General features: G+C 73.3%; 20 protein-coding genes. 5 read left to right on the forward strand and 15 right to left on the reverse strand.

All coding sequences use genetic code 11. The annotated features are described in order from the left end of the window. Nucleotides 1–98 precede the first annotated feature (98 nt). Entirely contained in the window at nucleotides 99–455 is a 357-nt protein-coding gene (locus ABZ862_RS23100; protein WP_360960940.1) for a hypothetical protein, read from the reverse strand. Between the two features lie 196 nt (nucleotides 456–651). On the opposite strand from ABZ862_RS23100, the gene ABZ862_RS23105 reads away from it, so the two are divergent. Beyond that, a complete protein-coding gene (locus tag ABZ862_RS23105) occupies nucleotides 652–2,106 on the forward strand; it encodes a protein kinase (protein ID WP_360961169.1) in 1,455 nt (484 codons plus the stop codon). Nucleotides 2,107–2,228: 122 nt separating this feature from the next. On the opposite strand, the gene ABZ862_RS23110 is transcribed toward ABZ862_RS23105, so the two are convergent. From ABZ862_RS23110 to ABZ862_RS23145, 8 genes are all read right to left on the reverse strand, one after another. After that, nucleotides 2,229–3,050, reverse strand: coding sequence for an RNA methyltransferase (locus tag ABZ862_RS23110; RefSeq protein WP_360960941.1), 822 nt, complete (start codon nucleotides 3,048–3,050; stop codon nucleotides 2,229–2,231). Between the two features lie 64 nt (nucleotides 3,051–3,114). Continuing rightward, complete coding sequence (gene cobA, locus ABZ862_RS23115; protein ID WP_360960943.1) at nucleotides 3,115–4,347, reverse strand: uroporphyrinogen-III C-methyltransferase; 1,233 nt, start codon at nucleotides 4,345–4,347, stop codon at nucleotides 3,115–3,117. Between the two features lie 409 nt (nucleotides 4,348–4,756). Next, nucleotides 4,757–8,755 (reverse strand): nicotinate-nucleotide--dimethylbenzimidazole phosphoribosyltransferase, encoded by a 3,999-nt coding sequence (gene cobT / locus ABZ862_RS23120; RefSeq protein ID WP_360960945.1) that lies wholly within the window; start codon nucleotides 8,753–8,755, stop codon nucleotides 4,757–4,759. Nucleotides 8,756–9,171: 416 nt separating this feature from the next. Continuing rightward, nucleotides 9,172–10,407, reverse strand: coding sequence for a precorrin-6y C5,15-methyltransferase (decarboxylating) subunit CbiE (cbiE, locus tag ABZ862_RS23125; RefSeq protein ID WP_360960947.1), 1,236 nt, complete (start codon nucleotides 10,405–10,407; stop codon nucleotides 9,172–9,174). Between the two features lie 203 nt (nucleotides 10,408–10,610). Next, entirely contained in the window at nucleotides 10,611–11,246 is a 636-nt protein-coding gene (locus ABZ862_RS23130) for a GNAT family N-acetyltransferase (protein ID WP_360960949.1), read from the reverse strand. 150 nt (nucleotides 11,247–11,396) lie between these two features. Next, nucleotides 11,397–12,236: a MetQ/NlpA family ABC transporter substrate-binding protein gene (locus tag ABZ862_RS23135; protein ID WP_360960950.1), complete on the reverse strand. Its 840-nt coding sequence runs from the start codon at nucleotides 12,234–12,236 to the stop codon at nucleotides 11,397–11,399. 110 nt (nucleotides 12,237–12,346) lie between these two features. Then, complete coding sequence (locus ABZ862_RS23140; RefSeq protein WP_360960952.1) at nucleotides 12,347–13,114, reverse strand: methionine ABC transporter permease; 768 nt, start codon at nucleotides 13,112–13,114, stop codon at nucleotides 12,347–12,349. After that, on the reverse strand, nucleotides 13,114–14,157 hold the full coding sequence (locus ABZ862_RS23145) for an ATP-binding cassette domain-containing protein (RefSeq protein ID WP_360960954.1): 1,044 nt from the start codon (nucleotides 14,155–14,157) through the stop codon (nucleotides 13,114–13,116). The genes ABZ862_RS23140 and ABZ862_RS23145 overlap by 1 nt, the downstream gene beginning before the upstream one ends. A gap of 555 nt (nucleotides 14,158–14,712) precedes the next feature. Between ABZ862_RS23145 and ABZ862_RS23150 the strand changes: the two genes are divergently transcribed. Further along, nucleotides 14,713–15,072: a hypothetical protein gene (locus ABZ862_RS23150; RefSeq protein ID WP_360960956.1), complete on the forward strand. Its 360-nt coding sequence runs from the start codon at nucleotides 14,713–14,715 to the stop codon at nucleotides 15,070–15,072. 1 nt (nucleotide 15,073) lies between these two features. Beyond that, complete coding sequence (locus ABZ862_RS23155) at nucleotides 15,074–15,496, forward strand: hypothetical protein (RefSeq protein WP_360960958.1); 423 nt, start codon at nucleotides 15,074–15,076, stop codon at nucleotides 15,494–15,496. Between the two features lie 71 nt (nucleotides 15,497–15,567). Here ABZ862_RS23155 and ABZ862_RS23160 read toward each other — a convergent pair whose 3' ends face one another. Then, nucleotides 15,568–16,065 (reverse strand): N-acetyltransferase, encoded by a 498-nt coding sequence (locus tag ABZ862_RS23160; protein WP_360960960.1) that lies wholly within the window; start codon nucleotides 16,063–16,065, stop codon nucleotides 15,568–15,570. A 195-nt stretch (nucleotides 16,066–16,260) separates the two neighbouring features. Next, entirely contained in the window at nucleotides 16,261–17,487 is a 1,227-nt protein-coding gene (locus ABZ862_RS23165) for a glycerophosphodiester phosphodiesterase (RefSeq protein WP_360960962.1), read from the reverse strand. Nucleotides 17,488–17,886: 399 nt separating this feature from the next. Between ABZ862_RS23165 and ABZ862_RS23170 the strand changes: the two genes are divergently transcribed. Next, nucleotides 17,887–18,558 carry a lysophospholipid acyltransferase family protein gene (locus tag ABZ862_RS23170; protein ID WP_360960964.1) on the forward strand — a complete coding sequence of 224 codons (672 nt, stop codon included), beginning with the start codon at nucleotides 17,887–17,889 and terminating at the stop codon, nucleotides 18,556–18,558. 70 nt (nucleotides 18,559–18,628) lie between these two features. Here the strand turns inward: ABZ862_RS23170 and ABZ862_RS23175 are convergent, their stop codons facing one another. From ABZ862_RS23175 to argH, 4 genes are all read right to left on the reverse strand, one after another. Next, complete coding sequence (locus tag ABZ862_RS23175; protein WP_360960966.1) at nucleotides 18,629–20,152, reverse strand: MFS transporter; 1,524 nt, start codon at nucleotides 20,150–20,152, stop codon at nucleotides 18,629–18,631. After that, nucleotides 20,149–20,724 (reverse strand): helix-turn-helix domain-containing protein, encoded by a 576-nt coding sequence (locus ABZ862_RS23180; protein ID WP_360960968.1) that lies wholly within the window; start codon nucleotides 20,722–20,724, stop codon nucleotides 20,149–20,151. Before ABZ862_RS23180 ends, ABZ862_RS23175 begins: the two co-directional genes overlap by 4 nt. 79 nt (nucleotides 20,725–20,803) lie before the next feature. Continuing rightward, entirely contained in the window at nucleotides 20,804–21,775 is a 972-nt protein-coding gene (locus tag ABZ862_RS23185; RefSeq protein ID WP_360960970.1) for an aldo/keto reductase, read from the reverse strand. Nucleotides 21,776–21,907: 132 nt separating this feature from the next. Then, on the reverse strand, nucleotides 21,908–23,335 hold the full coding sequence (gene argH / locus ABZ862_RS23190) for an argininosuccinate lyase (protein ID WP_360960972.1): 1,428 nt from the start codon (nucleotides 23,333–23,335) through the stop codon (nucleotides 21,908–21,910). Between the two features lie 229 nt (nucleotides 23,336–23,564). On the opposite strand from argH, the gene ABZ862_RS23195 reads away from it, so the two are divergent. Continuing rightward, nucleotides 23,565–24,419 (forward strand): hypothetical protein, encoded by an 855-nt coding sequence (locus ABZ862_RS23195; protein WP_360960974.1) that lies wholly within the window; start codon nucleotides 23,565–23,567, stop codon nucleotides 24,417–24,419. Nucleotides 24,420–24,475: the final 56 nt, after the last annotated feature.

Genomic DNA, 24,475 nt, shown 5'->3' on the forward strand with positions numbered 1-24,475 from the left:
GCCGGGTGTCGTCTGCAGCGGCGGGTGTCTGACCTCGGGGGACGAGTGCTGCACCCGCCGCTTGACCTCAAATCTAGGCGCCGGGCGCACGCGGGTCGTCATGCCTTCGTACCCATTGACGGTTCTCCCGGAGGATGAGCCGTCCCCCGGCCCGTACTCCCCTGGGTGGAGACGCGGTCCCGGGTCTCGGGGTCTTCCCGTAGGCGCTGCCCCGTGTGTCCCTGCTTTTCCGAGCTGTCCTCCCGGGGCACGGGCTGCTCCACCAGGGCCAGTACCCGGTTCGCCATGAAGCGCGCGGTCCGCACGACCGTGCCGCTGCGGGTGACTTCACTCACTTCCACCACCCCCCGGCGCACGGCCGTCTCCACCCGGCGGCCCGCCCGGCTCGCCACCACCTCGTAGGTACGCGTCGTGTCGCCGGCGTCCACGACAATCTCCACGCGGTCACCCTTCACGGGTCCAATCCCCCTTTCGCGTCAGCCGGTTGAAATGGCGGACAGGTCAAGACCCGCCCGGACGCACACGTGCTGACCACTCTTCAAGTCTCCCACCCGGCACTGACAATCGATCCGGACAAGAGGGCGCGGCCTCTGCCCGCGGGCGGCCGTGGAAACGTAAGCTGTGGCACGTCACACGGACCGGGCAGCGGGGATGAACATGGCGATGATGCGCCTGAGGCGCGAGGACCCGCGCGTCGTCGGCTCGTTCAGGCTGCACAGACGGCTCGGTGCGGGCGGTATGGGTGTCGTCTATCTGGGCTCCGACAAGAAGGGGCAGCGGGTCGCGCTGAAGGTGATCCGGCCCGACCTGGCCGAGGACCAGGAGTTCCGGTCGCGGTTCGCGCGCGAGGTCTCGGCGGCCCGGCGGATCCGCGGCGGCTGCACGGCGCGGCTCGTCGCCGCGGACCTGGAGGCGGACCGGCCGTGGTTCGCCACGCAGTACGTACCCGGTCCCTCGCTGCACGACAAGGTCAACGACGAGGGCTCGCTGCCCGCGGCCGAGGTCGCCGCGATCGGGGCCGCCCTGTCGGAGGGGCTGGTCGCGGTGCACGAGGCGGGGGTCGTGCACCGGGACCTGAAGCCCTCCAACATCCTGTTGTCCCCCAAGGGGCCGCGGATCATCGACTTCGGCATCGCCTGGGCCACCGGCGCCTCGACGCTCACGCACGTCGGCACGGCGGTCGGCTCGCCCGGGTTCCTGGCGCCCGAGCAGGTGCGCGGTGCCGCCGTCACCCCGGCGACGGACGTGTTCGCCCTCGGCGCCACCCTCGCCTACGCGTGCTCGGGCGACTCGCCCTTCGGGCACGGCAGTTCCGAGGTGATGCTGTACCGCGTGGTGCACGAGGAGGCGCAGCTGTACGGGGTGCCGGACGCGCTGGCCCCGCTGGTCGCCGCGTGTCTGGCGAAGCACCCCGAGGAACGGCCCAGCACGCTCCAGCTGTCGCTGCGGCTGAAGGAGATCGCCGCCCGGGAGGCGCAGGACTTCGCCGAGGTACGGCCGCCGGCGCCGCGCTCGGCGGAGGCGGACCGCCCCACCGGCCGGCTCGTCGACACCTGTCCGGAGACCCAGCGCGCCCAGCGCCGTCCGCAGGGCGCCGGGCCGTCCTCGCGGGGCGGCACGCCGTCGTCCTCGCGGGGCGGCGGTACGGCGTCGCCGTCCTCGCGCGGGAACCCGGTGCCGCGGGGCGGTGTCCCGTCCCGGGGCGGATCGCAGGGGTCCGGTGCGGTGCCGTCCCGGCCGGGTGGCTCACGGCCGAACCCGGTACCGCGTGGCAGCGGCAATGCCCCTGGCAGCGCCGGCGGCAGGCGAGGGGGCGGCGGCAACGGCACGCGCGGAGGCAACGGCGGCCGTCCGGCTCCGCGCAGCGGCGCCGGGCGCCCGCGCGGCACCGGGACCGGGCTGCGGCCCGCCAACCCCCGGCTGCTGCGGCAGCGGCTGGTGGTGTTCGTGGTGGTGACGCTGCTGGTGGCGCTGGGCATCGCCGTCGCCCAGGGGTGTTCGGGTCCGTCGCGCGGCCTCGGTGACGACCGTGCGCCACAGCGCCAGGAGCAGCCGCGGACCCTGGCGGAGGGCACCCTCCCGGGTTCGGCGCCGGGACTGCCGTAGCGCCTGCCGGGCGGATCGGGCCGGGGCGGGACCGGACCGGCGGGACGCGTCTGTCCGGGCGTGTGACGGACGCCGTGTGCCGGGCAGGATCCGCCGGGCAGGCGTGCGGACGGCGGCGCGGCTCAGGCGCGCGGGCGTCCCGTGGCCACCGCGTAGAAGGCGACCGCGGCAGCCGCGCCCACGTTGAGGGAGTCCACGCCGTGGGACATCGGGATACGGACCCATTCGTCGGCGGCGACCAGGGCCTGGGTGGAGAGGCCGTCGCCCTCGGCACCGAGCATCAGGGCCACCCTGTCCATGGTGTGCGGGGCCGCCTCGTCGAGGGACCTGGCCTTCTCGTCCGGGGTGAGGGCGAGGAGGGCGAACCCGGCCTCGCGGACCGACTCCAGGCCCCGGGGCCAGCGGTCGAGCCGGGCGTACGGGACGGAGAAGACCGCGCCCATGGAGACCTTGACGCTGCGCCGGTAGAGCGGGTCGGCGCAGTCGGGCGAGAGCAGGACGGCGTCCATGCCGAGCGCGGCGGCGGAGCGGAAGATCGCGCCGATGTTGGTGTGGTCGTTGACGGCTTCCATGACGACGATCCGGCGGGCGTTCCCGGCGAGGAGTACGTCGGCCGTCGGGAGCGGCTTGCGCTGCATCGAGGCGAGGGCGCCGCGGTGCACGTGGTAGCCGGTGACCTGTTCGGCGAGTTCCGGGCTGACCGCGTAGACCGGGGCGGGCAGTTCGTCGATGACGTCGCGCATGACGTCGATCCACTTGGCCGAGAGCAGCATCGAGCGCATCTCGTAACCGGCTTCCTTGGCCCGTCTGATGACCTTCTCGCCCTCGGCGATGAACAGTCCCTCGGCGGGCTCGCGCTTGCGCCGCAGCTCCACGTCGGTCAGGCCCGTGTAGTCGCGCAGACGCGGGTCGTCGGGGTTCTCCACGGTGATGAGATCGGCCACAGGGTGATACTGCCTTGAAGTGAGTACGGTGCCAACGGCTGGGAACGGATTGTGTTACCGGCGGTTACGGTGCGGGCGGCGGGCCCACGGTGACGACCTCGCCGACGACGATGACCGCCGGGGGACGTACGTCCTGGGCGACGACGGTGTCGGCGACCGTGGCGAGGGTGGCGTCGACCCGGCGCTGGGCGGCCGTGGTGCCCTCCTGGACGAGGGCGACGGGGGTGTCGGGAGACTTGCCGTGCGCCACGAGGGTCGCGGCGATCTTGCCTATCTTGTCGACGCCCATGAGGATCACGAGGGTGCCGGTCAGTTTGGCGAGGGACGCCCAGTCGACGAGGGACCGCTCGTCGTCGGGGGCGACATGCCCGCTGACCACGGTGAACTCGTGCGCGACACCCCGGTGGGTGACGGGGATGCCCGCCGCGCCGGGCACCGAGATCGAGCTGGAGATGCCGGGGACGACCGTGCAGGGGATGCCCTCCGCGGCCAGCGCCTGCAGTTCCTCCATCCCGCGGCCGAAGACGTAGGGGTCGCCGCCCTTGAGCCGTACCACCGACTTGCCCTGCTTGGCGTGCTCGACGAGAGCGTCGTTGATGGCCTCCTGGGCCATGTAGCGGCCGTACGGGATCTTCGCCGCGTCGATCACCTCGACGTGCGGGGGCAGTTCGGCGAGCAGGTCGCGCGGGCCGAGGCGGTCGGCGATGACGACGTCGGCCTCGGCCAGCAGCCGGCGGCCGCGGACGGTGATCAGGTCGGGGTCGCCGGGGCCGCCGCCGACCAGCGCCACGCCCGGGGTGCGGGTGCGGTGGTGGGGCGCGACCAGGGTGCCGTCCCGCAGCCCCTCGACGACCGCGTCCCGGATCGCGGCGGTGCGCCGGGGGTCACGGCCGGCGGCCTCGGTGGTGAGGACGGCGACGGTGACACCCTCGCTGTGCCCGGTCGCCGGGGTCCACGCGGTGGCGGCGTCGGCGTCGTCGGCGCGGACGCACCACACGCGGCGCTGCTCGGCCTCGGCGGAGGCGGCGGCGTTGGCGGCGGGGTCGGAGGTGGCGATCAGCGCGTACCAGGCGTCGGCGAGGTCGCCCCCGGCGTACGGACGCCGCTCCCAGCCGATCTCACCGGCGTCCGCCATGGCCTCCACGGACGGTGTGGCCTGCGGGGACACCAGCAGTACGTCGGCTCCCGCCGCGACCAGCGCCGGAAGACGGCGCTGGGCGACCTGACCGCCTCCGACGACGACCACCCGGCGACCGGAGAGACGGAGACCCACGGGGTAGGCGGGATGTTCGGCCATGGAGGTGCGGCTCCTCGTGGGGGGGGGCGGGTGCGATTGCCTCTGCGGCTTTGCAGGGTTGCTGACGTGCTGATTCCGACGTGGGAATTTTACTCGGGCATGCCGGGTGGACGGCAGGGGTGTCCGGGGTGGGCCGATGGGCCCCGGGGTGGCGGGATCGGTGAGTGCGGCGCCGACGTGGTTTTTCGCGCGGTTCCCCGCGCCCCTCAAGAGATCCCGGCTCCCCTCGCCCTTCAAGGCCCCTTCAAGAGACCGTAGTCCCCCCGTCTTCAGGGGAGCACCCGGCCGGAGAGAGGGGTCTGGGGGCGGAGCCCCCAGGGACGGGAACGGGAAGGGGCGGCGGGGGCGGACCAAGCCGCCGGCCCCGCACCGCCCCCTCCTGCTCCCGCGTCCTTCCGGCCGCGGCGGGCTACTTCTCCGTCACTCCCGCCGAGTCGAACGTGGCCACCTCGTGCATCGCGCGGGCCGTGCTCTGGACCAGCGGGAGGGCCAGCAGGGCGCCGGTGCCCTCGCCCAGGCGGAGGTCCAGGTCGACCAGGGGACGCAGGCCCAGTTTGTTGAGGGCGGCCACGTGGCCCGGTTCGGCGCTGCGGTGGCCCGCGATGCAGGCCGCCAGGACCTCCGGGGCGATCGCGCGGGCCACCAGCGCGGCGGCGCCCGCGCTCACGCCGTCGAGGATCACCGGCGTACGCAGCGACGCGCCGCCGAGCAGCAGCCCGACCAGCGCCGCGTGCTCGAAGCCGCCGACCGCCGCGAGGACGCCGATGGGGTCCGCCGGGTCCGGCTGGTGCAGTTCGATGGCGCGCCGCACCACCTCGGTCTTGCGGGCCAGGGTCTCGTCGTTGATGCCGGTGCCCCGCCCGGTGACCTCGGTGGCGTCGGCGCCGGTGTAGACGGCGATCAGCGCGGCGGACGCCGTGGTGTTGGCGATGCCCATCTCACCGGTGAGCAGCGCCTTGTTGCCCGCGGCCACCAGGTCCCGCGCGGTCTCGATGCCGACCTCGATGGCCAGTTTGGCCTCCTCGCGGGTCATCGCCGGGCCGGTCGTCATGTCCGACGTCCCCGCCCGCACCTTGCGGGGCAGCAGCCCCGGTGTGGCGGGCAGTTCGGCGGCCACGCCCACGTCGATGACGCACACCTCGGCGCCCACCTGGCTCGCGAAGGCGTTGCAGACCGCTCCCCCGCCGAGGAAGTTGGCCACCATCTGCGCGGTGACCTCCTGCGGCCAGGGCGTGACGCCCTGCGCGTGCACCCCGTGGTCGCCCGCGAAGACCGCGACCGCCGCGGGCTCCGGGATCGGCGGCGGGCACTGCCGGGACAGACCGGACAGCTGGGCGGAGATGATCTCCAGCATCCCGAGCGCCCCGGCCGGCTTGGTCATGCGCTTCTGCCGCTCCCACGCCTCGCCGAGCGCCTTGGCGTCCAGCGGGCGGATCCCGGCGACCGTCTCGGCGAGCAGGTCGTGCGGGTCCTCGCCGGGCAGGGCGCGGCGGCCGTACGTCTCCTCGTGCACCACCCACGACAGCGGGCGGCGCTTGGACCAGCCCGCCTGCATCAGCTCGGGCTCGTCGGGGAACTCGTCGACGTAGCCCACGCACAGGTAGGCGATGACCTCCAGATGCTCGGGCAGGCCGAGGGCCCGGACCATCTCGCGCTCGTCGAAGAAACTGACCCAGCCGACCCCGAGGCCCTCCGCGCGGGCGGCGAGCCACAGGTTCTCCACGGCGAGCGCGGCCGAGTACGGCGCCATCTGCGGCTGTGTGTGGCGGCCCAGGGTGTGACGGCCGCCGCGGGTCGGGTCGGCGGTGACGACGATGTTCACCGGGGTGTCGAGGATGGCCTCGATCTTCAGTTCCTTGAACTGCTTGGCCCGGCCCTTCGGCAGCGACTTCGCGTACGCGTCGCGCTGGCGCTCGGCCAGTTCGTGCATGCTCCGGCGGGTCTCGGCGGAGCGGATGACGACGAAGTCCCAGGGCTGCGAGTGGCCGACCGAGGGCGCCGTGTGGGCCGCCTCCAGGACGCGGAGCAGCACCTCGTGCGGGATGGGGTCGCTGCGGAAGCCGTTGCGGATGTCGCGGCGCTCCCGCATGACCTTGAGCACGGCCTCGCGCTCGGCCTCGTCGTAGGCGGGCGCGGCCGGTCCGGTGGAGCGGTGCGTCTCCGGCTCCGGCACGGGCGGCGCCCCGGGGCCGGCCTGGGTCTCGACGCCCGGCTCGGCCGGTTCGCCCGCCTCGGCCGGCGCTCCCTGCGCGTCGGCTGACTCCGGCTCCTGCGGCCCGGGGGCCGGAACCGCCGCGTCGTCCTCGTGCGCCACGGCCACGGCATCGGCATCGGCTCGCGGCGCCGGGACGATGGGGACGGGGCCGGCCGTCGTGGCGGGTTCGGGTGCGGCGGCTCCGGTGGGTTCCGGGATCTGCGGCCCGTCCACCGGCAGCACGATCGGGTGCGGCGGGGTCGGTGCGAGGTGCGGGGTGGTCGGCACGATGCCTTCGACCGGGACGAACTCGCCCAGCGGCTGGTCCGGCCGGGGCTCCAGCGGCACGCCTCCGGGAAGCGGCGTCCCGGCGGCGGCCGGCTGCTCCGGGTCCTGCCCGGCCGGCGTCTCCGCCACCGGCTCCGTCACCGGTTCGACCGCCCGCTCTGCCGGTACGGCCGGTCCGGCGGCGGGAACGGCCGCGAACCCGGGCGCGGGGTCGGGGTCGGGGGACGCCACCGCGAGCTGGGGATCGGCGACGGCCGTCTGCGCGGCGGGGTCCCCGGCCGGGAGCTGGGGGTCCGCCACGGGTCCGGGGGCTTCCCCGGCGGAGGGGGCGAACTGCTGCTCCGGCGCGGCGGGGACCGCCTCCGGGACGGCCTGGGCGTACGCCTCCGCCGCCTGGACCGCCTCGGCCGGCGGCACGGACTCCGGGGCCGCCGGGGCCTCTTCCTCCACCGTCTCCGCCACGGCAGCCGAGGCCACCGGCACGGGCTCGGGGTCCTGACCGGGGGCGACGGGGAGCGCCGTCTCGTAGAGATACGTCGTCCCGGCCGCCGGGGCGGGTTCCCCGGGGGCCTGCTGAACGGGGGCGGCCTCGTGGACCTGCCCGCTCTCCGCACCGTCGGCCGGCTGCGGGACCGGGGCATCCGGAAGGACGTCACCGGAACCGGACACGGGCACGGGCGCGGGAACGGCCTCGGGAACGAACAGGGACCCGGCGCTCACCATGCCGTCCGGCCCCACCGGCACCGGGTCCGGGCCCGGAGTCATCGGCACGCTTCCCGTCCCCTGGTCACCGGACGGCACCGGCGCGGGCGCGGGCCCGCTCACGGTGCCCTGCGCCGCCTGCGCACCGCTGTCGTACGTCACTTCCGCGAGGGGGGCGCCGTGGCCGCCGTCGGGCCGGGCGGGGTCCTGGAACCGGCCGCCCGTCCCCTCGGCGGCGCCGGACCCGTCGGGAGGGCCGGGGACCGTCTCGGGCACCGGTCCGGTGCCCGGCCCGACCGCTTCGCCGCTCTGCGTCACGTCCCGGTCGGGCACACCGGGCTCGGGCACGCCGGGCTCCGCGTGCATCCCGGCGTCCGCCTGTCTCACGTCCTCCACCGGAACCGTAGCCTCGGCCATAGCGGGAGCCGGAGTCGCAGCCGGGGCCTGGGCCTGGGCTTGGGCCACCTCGGGCACCGGGATCCCGGCCACCACGGGCCCGGCCACCACAGGGGCGGCCGGAGCGGCGACCGCCGGGGCGACGGACGGAACGGGGACCGCGGGGGCGGCCGGAGCCACCGGGGCGGCGGAGACGGCCGAGGGGACGGACGGGACCGTCGGCACGGCGGAGACGCTGGGTCCGGCGTGGCCCCCGGCGGCGGGCGCGGGCGCCGCATGGGTCCCGTGCGCCCCTCCCGCGGGAGCCCCCCACGGCACCGTGCCCTGGGGCACCGCACCCGGCGGTGTTCCGGTGCGGGAGGCGTCCAGGTACTCGGGTCCGGCCGGGGAGGTCCCGGCCGCGGGCGCCCGGTGCCGGGCGGGTGCCCCCGCCGGACCGCGGTCGGCGAGGGAACGGACCGGGCTGGCGGAGGTGCTGGGCATCGGCGGCCCCAGATGCAGCGGGCGGCGCGGGCCGGCGGACGGTACGAGGGGCACCGGGCCGGCGTTGCGGACGGCACCGAGGTCGACGGAGCCGGTGTCACGGCCGCCGGCCTCGTGCGCACCCGGTTCGTGGAGGGGCTCCACGACGGTCTCCACCACCGGTTCCGGGGCGGGCGGCGCCACCTCGTTGCCCCACGCGCTCTGGGCACCCGGCAGCAGGAGGTCTTCGTCCTCGGCGGTCGTCTCGGAGAGGTAGGTGTAGCCGAGCGGGGGGACGCCCGGCTGTTCCACCATGCCCGCGCTCTCCGGCTGCCCGTCGCCCGGGACCTGGCCGGTGTCCGTCATGCGTACCCCTCGCCCATCGGTTTAGTGCTTCTACGACCTGCTACCGGGAACGGCGCACCGACCGTCCCGTGGAGAAGAACGAGCGGGTGTGCCCGGCGGCACGAACGACCCGCCGCCAAAAGGCGACAAAGCCATTCGGAGGCATTCTCGTGGCCACCCGGCCGTCGTGACACCTCGATCCGCGACAGCCCGTTGTGGACTGCGCCACAGCCCGCCGCGGACCTCGCCACATTGCGCGTCCTCCGGTTCCGCCGTACCACTGCTCCCCCCAAAAGGGGCGTGTTTTCCGGACATTGACGAACGAATTTCCGGGCCGCACGAGCGGTGCAACGATCGGCCAGCCTACCGCGCGCAGTACGACAACAGGATCACGGGGGCGCAATCCGGAAGAAGCATCCGCCATCCGGACGGCGTGCTCATCGAGTCGGTTCGCGGCGCACCAGTTCACCGCTGAGCAGGAAGGCGACACTGCGTTCCTTCTCCGTCCAGGCGCGGGTGTCGAGCTCCACGGACTGGAGGAGCGAGCACGCGACCCGGTAGCCGCGCTCGGTCAGGTCCCGCCCGACGAGTTCGGCCTCGTCGCGGGTGGCGGCACGGGTGACGACCCGCTGCGGGCGCCGGTCGGCGACGGCGGAGACCACCGCCGCGCCTCCGCCGCCGATCCGTACGACGTCCGGTTCGGGCAGGTTCTCCAGGACGTGCGGCGCGCTGCCGTGCACGACGTGGAGCTGGACGCCGAAGCGGCGGGCCGCCGCCTCGGCGCGGGCGCACGCCTCGGGGTCCCGGTCGACGGCGATGACGGCGGCGCCGCTGCGCGCGGCCTCGGTGGCGAACGCGCCGCTGCCGCAGCCGATGTCCCACACCAGGTCCCCGACACGCGGTCCGAGCCGGGCCAGTTGGGCGGCACGCAGCGGTTCCGTCTCGCCCTCGCCGAGCGGGGCGCCGTAGGCCTCGGCGGGCTGGGTCCAGCCGCGCGGTCCGGCGCCCGGGTCGCGCCCGTTGATCCAGGCGCCCTCCCCCGGCCCGGTGGGGCCGCCGCCGGTGCCGCCCGTGCCGCCGATGACGATGACGACGTTGGGGTCGCGCCAGCTGTGGTCGGGGGCCTTGTCGGAGGTGACGACGGTGACACGCTCGCGCTCGGTGCCGAGTTCCTCGCAGATGACGAAGGTGCGGTGCACGCCGTCGAGGAGCAGGCCGAGTTCGGCGGGTCCGGCGCCGGGCGAGGTGAGGACGGCGACCTTGGAGTGGGCGCGGCACACGTTCACCGCGCGGCGCAGGGTGCGCCGGTGGGCGACGACCACCTGGGCGTCGTCCCAGGGCATTCCGGCGCGGGCGAAGGCGGCGGCGACGGAGGAGACGGCGGGGACGACCTCGACCTCGAGGCCGAACTCGGGTGCGCGCAGGGCCCGTACGACGCCGAAGAAGCCGGGGTCGCCGTCGGCGAGCACGACCGCGGTGCCGCGGTGGGCGGCGACGGCGCGGGCTGCGAGGGCGAGGCTGCCCAGCCGGATGCGTTCGGCGGTGGGCGGCACCTCGGGGAGCGCCAGGTGGTGGAGGGCGCCCGCGACCAGGGTGGCGGCGCCGAGGGCGGCGCGTGCCGCGCCGTTCAGCGGCGAGCCGTCCCAGCCGATCACCGTGACCCGGTCGGCCATCGTCGTCAGTCTCCAGGGTGTCGCGCGGGTCGTGGGGGGGCGGCCCGCGTCGGAGGCGGACTCCGTGAGCGTACCCGGTCGACCGGGGCGAATGCGGCGACGGGGCGGTTCGGGACGTGTCCGGAACAGTCCGACGGAAGGGGCCGGTGCGCGCGTCCGGGACAGGTCCCGTGACCTGCGCCGTGACAGGTCCCGCGGGGGCCTCAGTTCCAGTCGGCGTACGACATGAAGCCGTCGGGGTCGGTGAGCTGTCCCGCGCCCTCGATGTCCTCGGGCAGCAGGCTCCAGACGATGTAGTCGGTGCGGATGTCGGACCAGGTGCCGTCGTCGGTGCGGACCCGCGCTATGCAGGCGTTGCGCAGGACGCCCTCGCTGATGCAGCCGATCTTCTGGGCGACCTGCTGGGCGGCGGCGTTGTCGGCGGCGGTGCGCAGCTCGACGCGTTCGAACCGCTGGGCGCCGAAGAGCCATTGGGCGGTGGCGAGGGCGGCTTCGGAGGCGTAGCCCTCGCCGCGCGCCCAGGGGGCGATGACACACGCCAGTTCGGTGGCCCGGACGCGCCAGTTGGTCCTGGCCAGCCGGACGACTCCGACGAGGCGCTGGGTGAGGAACTCCGCGACGGCGAGGTCGAGTCCGCGGCCCGCGGCCCGTTCGGCCGGGGCCTGCTCGGTGATCCAGGCGCGGGCGTGGTCCTCGGTGAACGGCTGGGGCAGGTCGGTCCAGGCCCCGACCTGCTCGTCGTTCATCATCTCGGACAGCGCGCGCACGTCGTCCTCGTCGAGGTGACGAAGCACCAACCGCTCCGTGCTGATGGAGATGTCGGGGAAGGTGCTCGTCATGCGCCGCTCCGTAACCTTCGGAAATCCTGGGGGCCTGCGAACTGCCCAGCATGCAGCATGAAACCACTGAACGGCACGACGGGGCCCACTCGGGGTGAGGGAGCGGACCCCGTGCGTGGCGGCATGCGGGTGTCGGGCGAGGCGCGGATCTCAGAAGGCCGGGATGACCGAGCCCTGGTACTTGTCCTCGATGAACTTCTTGACCTCGGGCGAGGTGAGGAGCTTGGCGAGCTTCTTCACCCGCGGGTCCTTCTCGTTGCCCTTCTTGACGGCGAGGAAGTTGCCGTAGGGGTTGTTCTTCGCGGATTCCAGGACGAGGGCGTCCTTGGCGGGCTTGAGGTTCGCGGAGATCGCGTAGTTGCCGTTGACGACGGCGGCGTCCACGTCGTCGAGGGAGCGCGCGGTCTGGGCGGCCTCGACCTCCTTGAACTTCAGGTTCTTGGGGTTCTTGGTGATGTCCTGCGGGGTGGCCTCGGTGCCGGCGCCGGACTTGAGGGTGATGAGTCCGTTGTCGGCGAGCAGCTTCAGCGCGCGGGCCTCGTTGGAGGCGTCGTTGGGGACCGCGACGGTCGCACCGCTCTTGAGCGCGTCGGCGCTCTTGACCTTGTGGGAGTAGAGGCCCAGCGGCTCGAGGTGCACGGTGACGACGGGCACGATGTGGGTGCCGCGCTTGCTGTTGAAGTCGTCGAGGTAGGGCTTGGTCTGGAAGTAGTTGGCGTCCACCGAGCCGTCCTCGGTCGCGGTGTTCGGGACGATGTAGTCCTGGAACTCCTTGACCTCCAGGTCGAGTCCGGCCTTCTTCGCGAGATGCTGCTTGATGTAGTCGAGGATCTCGGCGTGCGGGACGGGGCTGGCGGCGACGACGAGCGGGCCGCTGTAGTCGGCGGAGCCGGAGGAGGACGAGCCCTTGTCCGAGCCGCAGGCGGAGAGCGCCAGGGTGAGGGCTCCGGCGGCGAGGACGGCGGTGGTGATCTTGGCGGTGTTACGCACGAAAAGTGCCTTTCCTGAGGGGTGGTGCGGCCCCGCGGGGTGTGCGGGGAGTCTGCGGGTGGGGGTGCGGTGAGGAGGTGTGCCGTGGGTGAGGAGGCGCGGGCCGGGGGTCAGAGGGCCTTGCCGGCCTCGGCGGCCGCGGTCGCGGGCTCGGTCGCGGCCCCGGGCTCCCTGGCCTTCAGCAGGCGGAGCCTGGGCGCCGGACCGGAGTGGCCGCCGCGGCGGTGCAGGGAACGGGCGGCGAGGTCGCCGGCGAACTGGATGGCCGAGATGACGACGGCCAGGATCACCACGGTGATCCACATCAGCTGGGTCTCGAAGCGCTGGTAGCCGTAGCGGATGGCGATGTCGCCGAGGCCGCCGGCGCCGACGGTGCCGGCCATGGCGGAGTAGCCGATCAGCGCGACGACCGTGGTCGTGGTGCTGGAGATCAGGGAGGGCAGGGCCTCGGGGACGAGGACCTTGCGCACCACCGTCCAGGTGTTGCCGCCCATCGCCTGCACGGCCTCGACGAGCCCGCCGTCCACTTCGCGGACGGCCGTCTCGACCAGCCGCGCGAAGAACGGGATGGCGCCGACGGCGAGCGGCACGATGGCGGCCTCACGGCCGATGGTGGTCCCGGTGATCCAGCGGGTGAACGACATGAGCGCGACCATCAGGATGATGAACGGCATCGAGCGGGCGATGTTCACGACCTGGCCGATGACCTTGTTCGCCACGACGTTCTGCAGCAGGCCGCCGCGGTCGGTGAGGACGAGCAGGATGCCGAGCGGAAGTCCGCCGACGACGGCGATCAGGGTGGACCAGCCCACCATGTAGAGGGTGTCCCAACACGCCTGCGACAGCAGCGGTTGCATCTCCGACCAGTCGGTCCCCATCACTTGGCCCCTTCCTTCACCGGCGCGGACGCCCCGGCCGCGCGTTCCACGACGTCAATCTGCAGGCCCTGTTCACGCAGGAAGCCGATGGGCACCACGTTGTCCTCGTAGCGGCCGGGCAGTTCGATGCGCATCCGGCCGATCTGGAGCCCGCCGACGGTGTCGATGGCGGCGCCGAGGATCGAGATGTCGATGTTGTAGGTGCGGGACAGCCGGGAGATGACGGGCCGGGTGGCGGCCTCGCCCTGGAAGGTGACGTCGACGACGGTGTGCTCGTCCCCGCTGCCCGTGCCGCCCACCGGGAAGAGCGCGGCGGCCAGTTCGGAGCCCGGGGTGGCGAGCAGTTCGCCGACGGTGCCGGACTCGACGACACGGCCGTTCTCCATGAGGGCGGCCGAGTCGCACACGCTCTTGACGACGTCCATCTCGTGGGTGATGAGCAGGACGGTCAGGCCGAGCTGCCGGTTGAGGTCGCGCAGCAGCTGGAGGATGGAGCGGGTGGTCTCCGGGTCGAGGGCGCTGGTCGCCTCGTCGGACAGCAGCACCTTGGGGTCGCCCGCCAGGGCGCGGGCGATGCCGACGCGCTGCTTCTGGCCGCCGGACAGCTGGGCCGGGTAGGCCCTGGCCTGGTCGGCGAGGCCGACCAGGTCGAGCAGTTCGAGCGCCTTGCGGGACCGTTCCCTGCCGGACCTGCCGAGGATCTCCAGCGGCAGTTCGACGTTGTCCTGCACGGTGCGGGTGGACAGCAGGTTGAAGTGCTGGAAGACCATGCCGATACGGCTGCGCGCCCGCCGCAGCTCCTTGCCGGCCCGGGGTCCGCGCCCGGCGAGGGCGGTGAGGTCGCGCCCGTCGACGGTCACCGTTCCGGCGGTGGGACGTTCCAGCAGGTTGACGCAGCGGATGAGCGAGGACTTGCCGGCGCCGGACTGGCCGATGACGCCGTACACCTCGCCTTCGCGGACGTGCAGGTCGACGCCGTCGAGGGCGGTGACCTCCCGGCCGCGGGAGCGGTAGACCTTGGTGAGGCCCGTGGTGGTGATCACGTGGGTTTCCGTCACTGTCGAGTGCGCGGGCGCGGGTGGGCCCGGGCGCACGGCTGCATTGCTTCGGGGCGCGGCACGGTTCCCGCCGGAGGCGGTCGGAGCGGGGGAACGCGGTGCGCCGACGGGCAGCGGTCACGGACGCGGCGGTGCGGCGTACGGACGTGCCGGGGCTGCTCGCTTCGGGGCGCGAGACTTGTCAGGCGGTGCGGGGGCCCTCTAGAAGGCGCACATTCGACACATACAACGAGCACCGGGCGTCCTGGTCGCCTCGGTCGCAGTGCTGCGGCAGCTCGTCGTGGTCATGCGATCAGTAAAGCAGACATACGGTGTCGAGAAATCCGCCCTGTCCACATTACGGACACGCGCGGACAGTGCCGGGACGGCTGCCCGGACCCGGCCGGACCCGGCCTTGACCAGTACTGACGGGCCGGAGCGGGCCGCCGCCCCGGGCTCCCGCCCGCTCCCCTCCGCGGGCGGGCTGTGGTCAACACCACGCACCCGACGGCACCCGGGCCCGGCGCGATCGCCGCGCACCGCCCGTAATAGGGTCGCCGCATGTTCACTGCCCTGACGCTGGTGACCGGGGTCGCCGCGCTGCTGCTCGCCGCGTGGTGCGGCTGGGCCGCCTACCGCGACCAGCCGACGAAGGACTGGCACTTCATCGGTATGGCCGTGGTCTCGCTGCTGGCGCTGATCTCCCTGGTGACCGGGATCGTGCTGCTGGCGCGGGGCGGGAAACCGGAACAGGGCACGACGATCTTCGTGGCGTATCTGCTGGGGGCGTTCGCGTGCGTCCCGGCCGCCGGGATGATGTCGCTCGCGGAACGGACCCGGTGGGGCTCGGTGACGGTCGCCGCCGGCGGCGTCGTCCTCGCCGTCCTCGAGGTGCGGCTCTACGACATCTGGGGAGGCTGAGGTGACCGCCACGCAGGAGAAGCCCGCGAGGACCCGCCTGATCAGCGGGCCGGGCATGCTGCTCGTCTGGTTCTACGGGGTGATGGTGGTCGGCGCGGTGTCGCGCTCGGTGTTCCAGATCGCCACCGACTTCGGCAGGGCCCCGCTCGCCTACACGCTGTCCGCGGTCGCGGGCGTGGTGTACGGCTTCATCACGTACTCGCTGGTCCGCGGCGGGGAGACGGCCCGCAGGGCGGCGCAGTTGTGCTGCGCCGCCGAACTCGCGGGCGTGCTGGTCGTCGGGACGTGGACCCTGGTCGAGCCGTCGGCGTTCCCGGACTCGACCGTGTGGTCGTCCTACGGCGCCGGATACGTCTTCATCCCGGTGCTGCTGCCGGTCTCGGCGCTGTACTGGCTGCGCAGGTCCCGCACCGCGGCGCCGTAGCCCTGCCGCGGCCCCGGTCCCACGGCGCCGGTCCGGCCGGTGGCGCGGTCGGGGTCGGGCCGCCGGCGGGGTCAGGCGGTGGCGGCGTACGTCTCGGCGGGCTTCTCCAGGACGATCACCGGCACACCGTCGTGTCCCTTGGCGGTGCCCACCCGCTCGTAGCCGACCCGGCGGTACAGCCGCAGACTGCCCTCGCTGCGATGGCCGGCCTCCAGGCGGAACCGCTTGGCGCCGTGGTCCGCGGTGAGCGCCGTCTCGGCCGCGTGCAGCAGGCGGGCGCCGACGCCGTGGCCCTGGAGACGGGGGTGGACGCAGAGTTTGTTGATGGCGGCCGCGCCCTCCGCCGTCACCGACCCGTGCACCGAGCCGACGACTTCGTCACCGAGCCGCGCCACGATGACGCAGTCCTCGGTGAGTTCGTGACGGACGGATTCGAGACTCTGGACGAGCGGGTCGATGTGGTAGTTGCCGTACAGTGCCGCCTCGCTCTGGAAGCACAGGTACTGCAACCTGAAGATCTGCTCCGCGTCTCGCTCGGTCGCCCCCGAGATGGTCACGCTCATGCCCATGCGCGCACGCCTCCCACCTGATCAGCTGGTTCAACCACTCCTATCCCCGGGGTGGAGGCCCGGCAACCGCCGCCGGCTGCGGACCTCCCGGACATCTCAGGCATTCCGTGCCGGGGTGGGGCTGTGAGATAGCCGACGGGGGTGCCCTCTCGCGCGGGAGGAGGACTTGTGCTGCGTGTACGGCCGCGAACGGAGTCAGCCGGCGAGGAAGTCCGCGCGGGCCAGCAGTCCGGTGTCCGCGTTGTCGGTGAACACCCCGTCGATCCCGGTCGCGAAGTAGGCGCGGAACGCACCGAACGCGTCGCCGTACGCGTCCGCGGCCGTCCCCTTCCGGAACTCCGCGGGCAGGAACGGGTTCTCGTTGCGCATGGTGTAAGGGTGCAGGACCAGCCCCGCCTTGTGCGCGTCGGCGACCAGCGTCGTGGGCGTGCCCAGGGTGCCGTCGGTGTTCCGCGGGATCACCAGGTCCAGGGTCGGGCCGATGCCCTGCGCGTAACCGGCGATCTCCCTCAGGCCCCCGGGCGTGATCAGGTCGGCGACGGTGCGCGGGTCGTTCGCCTCGACGAAGTCCCAGGGGCGGCTGCCCGCCGAGGACAGCAGCACCACCAGGGGGTTGTCGACGAGGGTGTTGAGGCGCTGGATGCTGCCCGGCTCGAAGGACTGCAGGATCACCGGCGAGTTCCGCTTGCCCTTGCCGTACCTGTGCAGCAGCTTGGCGACCCGCTCCTCCAGGCCCAGGCCCAGCTTGCGGAAGTAGGTGGGGTGCTTGGTCTCGGGGTAGATCCAGACCTGCTTGCCGCGCCTGCGGGTCTGCTCGTCCTGCCACTTCAGGACTTCCTCGAAGGTGGGGATCTCCCAGCGGCCGTTGTAGAGGGTGTTGTGCGGCCGGTTGGCGGGGATGCGCTCGACGGCGCGCAGGGTCTTCAGCTCGGCGAGCGTGAAGTCCTCGGTGAACCAGCCGGTGGTGGAGACGCCGTCCAGCAGCTTGGTGGTCCGCCGGGCGGCGAACTCGGGGTGGTCGGCGACGTCCGTCGTGCCGCCGATCTCCGGCTCGTGACGGCAGACCAGGTGGCCGTCCCTGGTGGGCACGAGGTCCCCGGCCTCGACGATGTCGGCGCCCAGGTCGAGGGCCAGCTCGTAGGAACCGAAGGTGTGCTCGGGGCGGTAGCCGCTGGTGCCGCGGTGTCCGATGATCGCCGGCACCGGAAGGCTCCTGAGACCCCCGCGGCCCGCCGCCGCACCGGCCCCCGCGGCTCCGGCGGTGCCGCCGAGCCCGAGGACCGCACCGCCCGCGCCCAGCACGGCGGCACCGAGCAGGAAACGGCGGCCGGTGCCGTGCGCCGGCCCGGACGGCTCGTCCGCCGCGTCCGCTCCGTGGGCGTCGCGGGCGTCGTGCGTGCTGTCCGGCCGCTGCGTGTCCATGCGTGGTCTCCTGCCGTCCGCCGGGCGTCTGGGTCCGGCGCCCCCGCCCTCCGGGTACGCCGTCGGTGCGGGGTGATCGTAGGGGGACGGGCATGACGGGCGGGAGAGCGCGGGGTCAACTCGGGGAGTACAGCGGGAGTGGGGCCGGGGGCGGGACCGGGAGGGGTACGGGGCAGGAGGGGAGGCGGCGGGGGCGGGCGCGATGTCCGTCACATCGCCGCGGGAAGGTCACGGACGGATCCCGTGACGCCACCGCAGGTGAACGAGCGTCAACCTCACGTAAGACCTCGGTGAACCGCGCGCCGTCGACGTGCGCTACCCCCCGGGCCGCGAGTATCGTCCTCACCTGCACAGACTCATACGATTCGCCTCGGCTTCCTCTTCACACCGGAGGGCACGTTGTCCCGCTTCACCCTCATCAAGGCAGTGCTCGGACCGATCATGCGCCTGATGTTCCGCCCCCGGGTGGAGGGCGTGGAGCACATCCCCGCCGAGGGGCCCGTCATCCTGGCGGGCAATCACCTCACCTTCATCGACTCGATGATCCTTCCCCTGGTCTGCGACCGTCAGGTGCTCTTCATCGGCAAGGACGAGTACGTCACCGGCAAGGGCGTCAAGGGCCGGCTGATGGCCTGGTTCTTCACCGGGGTCGGCATGATCCCCGTCGACCGCGACGGCGGCAAGGGCGGGGTCGCCGCCCTGATGACCGGGCGGCGGATCCTGGAGGAGGGCAACGTCTTCGGCATCTACCCCGAGGGCACGCGGTCCCCCGACGGCCGCCTGTACCGGGGGCGTACGGGGATCGCACGGCTGACGCTGATGACCGGGGCGCCCGTCGTGCCGTTCGCCATGATCGGCACCGACAAGATCCAGCCGAGCGGGTCGGGGATGCCGCGGCCCAGCCGGGTGACGGTGCGGTTCGGAGAGGCGATGGAGTTCTCCCGGTACGAGGGGATGGACCGGGACCGGTATGTGCTGCGGGCGGTGACCGACTCCGTGATGACCGAGGTCATGCGGCTGTCGGGGCAGGAGTACGTGGACATCTACGCCACCAAGGCCAAGGCTGCCTGAGCCCGCTCCACGGGACGGGGTCACCGGGCGCGCGGTGACCTCTCGCGGGCGGCCACCGCGAACGGGACCGTCACTCGGTGTTCTCCAGGTGCTGGTCCCTCAGCAGGTGCCAGGCCGTGCCCGCTGCCAGGAGGAGTACCGCCGCTCCCACCGCCGAGGCCAGGGTCAGGCCCTGTACGAAGGACTCCCTCGCGGCGGTGAGCAGCCGGGCCGCCGTGCGGGGCGGGAGTGACCCGGCCGCCCGCACCGCCGCACCGAGGGACTCCCGGGCCGCCGACGGGATGCCCGGCGGGGCCGGGAAGGCACGGTAGACGCTGGTCACGATCGTGCCGAGCAGGGCGATGCCCAGGGCCGCGCCCAGTTCGTACGCCGTCTCCGAGACCGCCGACGCCGCACCCGCCTGTTCCCTGGGCACCCCGGCCAGGATGACGTCCGCGGTCACCGTGAAGGAGAAGCCCGCGCCGACGCCCACGACCAGGAGCGCGGCGCCCAGCACCGGATAGCCGGTGGAGCGGTCGATCGTCGCCAGCGCGGCCAGGGCGAGGCCCACCGCCGCCAGGCCGCCGGAGACCACGGCCCGTACCGAGAAGCGCCGGGCCGCGCGCCCCGCGACCAGGCCCGCCGCCACCGCGCCCACCGCTGCGGGCAGTTCGGCCAGCCCCGCCTCGAACGGCGGCCTGCCCTGGACGAGTTGCAGATACTGCGACAGGAAGAACACCAGACCCGACATGCCGAGCACGGTCAGCAGGTCGGCGAGGACGGCGGCGCTGAAACCCCGGTTCCGGAACAGCCGGATGTCCAGCAGCGGGGCCGGGAGCGTGAGCTGGCGGCGGACGAACCCGTACAGCGCCGCCGCGCCCAGCAGTCCCGCGGCCGCGGAGGGCGGGGTGGGGCCGTGGGCCGCGGCCTCCTTGACGGCGTAGACCACGCCGATCACGCCGACCAGCGAGAGCACGACGCTGCTCATGTCCCAGGGGCCGGGAGCCGGGTCTCGTGACTCGGGCAGGGTGCGGATGCCGACCAGGACCAGGACCGCCATCACGGGCAGGTTGATCAGGAACACCGAGCCCCACCAGAAGTGCTCGAGCAGGAAGCCCCCGGTGATGGGGCCGACCGCGGTGCCCGCGGAGGCCGTGGCTCCCCAGATGCCGACGGCGAGGCTGCGCTCGCGCGGGTCGTGGAAGAGGTTGCGGATCAGGGCGAGCGTGGCGGGCATCAGGGTCGCGCCCGCGACGCCGAGCAGCGCCCGCGCCAGGATCATCGTCCCCGGGGTCGTCGCGTAGGCGTTCAGCACGGACACCGCGCCGAACGCGGTGGCGCCGCCGAGCAGGATCCGTTTGCGGCCGATGCGGTCGCCGAGGCTTCCCATGGAGACGAGCAGACCGGCGATGACGAAGGAGTAGACGTCGCCGATCCAGAGCAGCTGGGTGCCCGACGGCTCCAGGTCCTCGCTGATGTACGGGGTCGCGAGACCGAGGACGGTCGCGTCGACCGCCACCAGCAGCACGGCGAGGACGAGGACGGACAGCGCGAGCCAGCGGCCCTGCCGCCGTGCCTCCCCGGCGGTGATCGCCGGCCGCAGGGTGCCGGTCATGATTCCTCCCCGTGCGCCGGGTCCGCCCGCCGGCCGCGCAGTACGCCGCCGAGCAGCAGTTCGGTGATCATGCGGGTGTAGTCGTTGCGGGCCACCCGGCCCTCGGCCACCGCCCAGGCGCCGGAGGCGAGCAGGCCGAAGAGGGCCTCGGTGAGCCAGGCGGGGGTCAGGTCGATGCGGAACGCGCCGTCCGCCTGGCCGCGGCGGAACAGCGCGGCGATACGGCCGTCGATCCTGGCCCAGCCCGCGTTCTGCTCCTCGCCCTCGAACAGCTGGTTCTCGGTGTAGAGGAAGGCCAGCAGCCCGGCCACCGGTTCGATCCCGGCGACCAGCCGCCGTACCGCGTCGGGAGCCGGTCCCCCGTCGAGGCGGGCCGCGTCCAGCACCCGCTCGCACTCCGCGATGCCGAGCGACTCCAGCGCCCGTACGAGGGCGTCGCGCCCGGCGAAGTGGCGGTGCAGCGTGGCGCGGCTGATCCCGGCGGCCCTGGCCACCTCGTCCATGGTGGAGGTGGCTTTGCGCGTCAGCAGGGCTGCGGCGGTGCGCAGTACGTGGTCACGGTCGACGGCCATGAGACGACTCTAACCCACATGAGACGTCGATGTCTCACCATAGGCGTGCGCGTCTCACGACCCCTCTCCGGTCGAGGTGTCAGTGCCAGGGCAGCTGTCCGCGCCGGCTCCAGTACTCGCCCGGTTCCTCCACCAGCGTGGCGAGGCGGTCCAGCTGGCGCTCGTCCAGGGCGACGGCGGCGGCGTGGAGGTTGGAGCCGAGCTGGCTGGTGGTCGCGGCGCCGGAGAGGACGACCTCGGCCCAGGGGCGGTGCAGGACGACGGCGAGGGCGACGGCGTCGCAGCCCATGGAGGTCTCCGCCGCGACGGTCTTCAGGATCTCCGGGGCGGCGGACCCCGCGAGACGGCCGTTGGCCATGCCCTCCTTGACGATCACCGTGAGCCCGGCCGCGTGGGCCTCGGCGAGGGCGGGCCCGGCCGAGGTCTCCAGGAGGTTGTAGGTGGACTGGACGGTGCCGAACAGGGGACGGCCCCCGACGGTGATCTCCAGGGCGCTGCGGATCGCCTCGGCCTGGGCGGGACCGCTGGTGGAGAAGCCGACGGTGACGCCCCGGTCGGCGGCGTCCGCGAGCCTGGCGTGCAGTTCCTTGTCGGTGAGGGCGGGGCTCTCGGGGGTCACGGAGTGGATCTGGTAGAGGTCCAGCCGGTCGCCCAGCAGGGCGTCGGTCTCGGCGCGCTGGCGCTCGTAGGCGGCGAGGCTGTGGTCCTTGACCTCGTGCGTCCCGGCGTCGGACGACCAGCCGGCGGTGTAGGTGTAGCCCCATTTGCTGCCGACGACGACGTCGGCGGCCTCGGGGCGGGTGCGGAGCCAGTCGGCGAGGAACTCCTCGGAGCGGCCGTAGGAGCGGGCGGCGTCGAAGTAGCGCACGCCCTGGGCGTAGGCGGCGTCGAGGAGGTCGTGGGTGCGTTCGCGCAGGGCGCCGACGCTGCGGTCGGGCGGCAGGTCCCGGTCCCGGCCGAGATTGATGTAGCCGGGACGGCCGACGGCGGCGAGACCGAGGCCGAGGTGGCAGGTGGCGGTCGTCGCCGAGGCCAGTCGGGCGAAGGACATCACGGGGCTCCGTTCGTTCTGCTCCGGTACGGCTCGCCCCCAACGTAACCCGTGATCAGGTACCGGCGGGCGGGGGCGGTGCCGCACGGCTGCGGCACCGCCCCCGCCCGCCCGTTCAGCGGACCCGGTACGTCACTTCCGGGCGCCGGCCCAGCCGTACTGGACGGCCAGGTCCGCCTTGACCTCGGTGAGCTGGACGGCGACCGCGCCGGGCGCCGTGCCGCCGCGGCCGTCGCGGGAGGCCAGGGCGCCGGGGACGTTCAGGACCGAGCGCACCTCGGGGGTGAGGTGGGCGCTGATCTTGGCGAACTGCTCGTCGGTGAGCTCGTCGAGTTCCTTGCCCTCGGCCTCCGCGGCCTTCACGCACTCGCCGGCGACCTCGTGCGCCACCCGGAACGGCACGCCCTGCTTGACCAGCCACTCGGCGATGTCGGTGGCCAGCGAGAAGCCGGCCGGGGCCAGTTCCGTCATGCGCTCGCGGTGCACGGTGAGGGTGGCGATCATGCCGGTGAAGGCGGGGAGCAGGACCTCCAGCTGGTCGCAGGAGTCGAAGACGGGCTCCTTGTCCTCCTGGAGGTCGCGGTTGTAGGCGAGCGGCAGGGCCTTGAGGGTGGCCATCAGGCCGGTCAGGTTGCCGATCAGGCGGCCGGACTTGCCGCGCGCCAGCTCGGCGATGTCGGGGTTCTTCTTCTGCGGCATGATCGACGAGCCGGTGGAGAACGCGTCGTGCAGGGTCACGAAGGAGAACTCCTTCGTGTTCCAGATGATGATCTCCTCGGCGATGCGGGACAGGTCGACGCCGATCATCGCCGTGATGAAGGCGAACTCGGCGGCGAAGTCGCGCGAGGCGGTGCCGTCGATGGAGTTGCCGACGCTGCCGCGCTCGAAGCCGAGGTCCGCCGCGACCGCCTCCGGGTCGAGGCCCAGCGAGGAACCCGCGAGGGCACCGGAGCCGTACGGCGAGACGGCGGTGCGCTCGTCCCACTGGCGCAGCCGCTCGGCGTCCCGGGACAGTGCCTGGACGTGGGCGAGGACATGGTGGGCGAAGAGCACCGGCTGGGCGTGCTGGAGGTGGGTGCGGCCCGGCATCGCGACGGCCGGGTGGGCCTCCGCGAGGCCGATCAGCGCGTCCTGGAGATCGGCGATCAGGCCGCCGACGATCCGGGCGTGGTCCCGCAGGTACATCCGGAAGAGGGTGGCGATCTGGTCGTTGCGGGAGCGGCCCGCGCGCAGTTTGCCGCCGAGGTCGGGGCCGAGGAGTTCCAGGACGCCGCGCTCGAGGGCGGTGTGCACGTCCTCGTCGGCGATGGTGCCGGTGAACGCGCCGGAGGCGACGTCGGCCTCCAGCCGGTCGAGTCCGCCGAGCATCCGGGTCAGCTCGTCCTCGGTGAGCAGTCCCGCCTTGTGCAGCACGCGCGCGTGGGCGCGGGAGCCGGCGATGTCGTAGGGCGCGAGCCGCCAGTCGAAGTGGACGGACGCGGACAGCTTGGCCAGGGCCTCGGCGGGACCGTCGGCGAAACGGCCGCCCCAGAGCCGTACGTCACCGCTGTTGCTGCTCACTTGCGCCGCTCCTCACGCTGCTGCACCTGTCCGGCACGGACGGTATCGACCTGCATGAGTATGCAGAGGTCTGCATGATTCGTCAATCCGAGTGGGCCGGACGGACCCTTCTCGACGTGTGCACGACCAATCTGAAACTTCCTTGAACAACCGCAACCGCTTTCCCGTACTCCCCACCGAGCACGGCGCCGCTCCTGTCGACCACCCCTGACCCTAGTGAGGTCTCCGCATGTCCAGGGCACTTCCGAAGTACAACAAGCGTCGCGTCGTGATGATCGGCGGCGCCGCCGCCGTGGTGCTCTCCGGCGCGGTCATCGCCGGGTCCGCCCTCGCCGGCCAGTCGTCCGGGAGCGACGCCGCCCAGAACGCCCGCACCCTGGCGGACCCCGGCACCATCACCTGCCCGGACGTGAAGTCGCAGCTGCCCGCGGTCCCCGCCTCCGCCCAGGCCGAGGTCGACCGCAACCTCACCCTCCTGAACACACAGATCCAGGAAGCCAACACCCGGCTCCGGAACACCGTCGGCCAGGGCGGACCCAACTTCGTCAACAACGCCATCCTCGGCCCCCTCAAGGACAAGCGCGTCTCCACCATCGACCGCATCGCCATCGCCATCGGCCGCACCTCCACCAAGCCCACCGGCCTGGACTCGCTGGCCGCCTGCACGCTCGGCACCGGCGGCACCGCGACCGGCGGCACGGGATCCGGCACCGCGACGGCCGCGCCCGGTGCCACGGCCACCCAGCAGGCGAGCGGCAGCACGGGCGGCGGCTCGACGGCCGCGAGCGGCGCCGGCACCATCACCTGCCCGGACGTGAAGTCGCAGCTGCCCGCGGTCCCCGCCTCCGCCCAGGCCGAGGTCGACCGCAACCTCACCCTCCTGAACACACAGATCCAGGAAGCCAACACCCGGCTCCGGAACACCGTCGGCCAGGGCGGACCCAACTTCGTCAACAACGCCATCCTCGGCCCCCTCAAGGACAAGCGCGTCTCCACCATCGACCGCATCGCCATCGCCATCGGCCGCACCTCCACCAAGCCCACCGGCCTGGACTCGCTGGCCGCCTGCACGCTCACCAAGTGACGTGACAGGCAGCCGCGGCCGCCCCGTTCGAGCGCCGGCCGGGGCGGCCGCGGTGA

The organism is Streptomyces sp. NPDC047000 (assembly GCF_040644295.1).
Taxonomy (GTDB): Bacteria; Actinomycetota; Actinomycetes; order Streptomycetales; family Streptomycetaceae; genus Streptomyces.

Bases quoted from the DNA above. Each gene is read 5' to 3' on its own strand.
- ABZ862_RS23105 (WP_360961169.1), top strand. From the start codon at position 652: ATGAACATGGCGATGATGCGCCTGAGGCGCGAGGACCCGCGCGTCGTC.
- cobA (WP_360960943.1), bottom strand. From the start codon at position 4,347: ATGGCCGAACATCCCGCCTACCCCGTGGGTCTCCGTCTCTCCGGTCGC.
- cobT (WP_360960945.1), bottom strand. From the start codon at position 8,755: ATGACGGACACCGGCCAGGTCCCGGGCGACGGGCAGCCGGAGAGCGCG.
- cbiE (WP_360960947.1), bottom strand. From the start codon at position 10,407: ATGGCCGACCGGGTCACGGTGATCGGCTGGGACGGCTCGCCGCTGAAC.
- ABZ862_RS23130 (WP_360960949.1), bottom strand. From the start codon at position 11,246: ATGACGAGCACCTTCCCCGACATCTCCATCAGCACGGAGCGGTTGGTG.
- ABZ862_RS23140 (WP_360960952.1), bottom strand. From the start codon at position 13,114: ATGGGGACCGACTGGTCGGAGATGCAACCGCTGCTGTCGCAGGCGTGT.
- ABZ862_RS23150 (WP_360960956.1), top strand. From the start codon at position 14,713: ATGTTCACTGCCCTGACGCTGGTGACCGGGGTCGCCGCGCTGCTGCTC.
- ABZ862_RS23160 (WP_360960960.1), bottom strand. From the start codon at position 16,065: ATGGGCATGAGCGTGACCATCTCGGGGGCGACCGAGCGAGACGCGGAG.
- ABZ862_RS23165 (WP_360960962.1), bottom strand. From the start codon at position 17,487: ATGGACACGCAGCGGCCGGACAGCACGCACGACGCCCGCGACGCCCAC.
- ABZ862_RS23175 (WP_360960966.1), bottom strand. From the start codon at position 20,152: ATGACCGGCACCCTGCGGCCGGCGATCACCGCCGGGGAGGCACGGCGG.
- ABZ862_RS23180 (WP_360960968.1), bottom strand. From the start codon at position 20,724: ATGGCCGTCGACCGTGACCACGTACTGCGCACCGCCGCAGCCCTGCTG.
- ABZ862_RS23185 (WP_360960970.1), bottom strand. From the start codon at position 21,775: ATGTCCTTCGCCCGACTGGCCTCGGCGACGACCGCCACCTGCCACCTC.
- ABZ862_RS23195 (WP_360960974.1), top strand. From the start codon at position 23,565: ATGTCCAGGGCACTTCCGAAGTACAACAAGCGTCGCGTCGTGATGATC.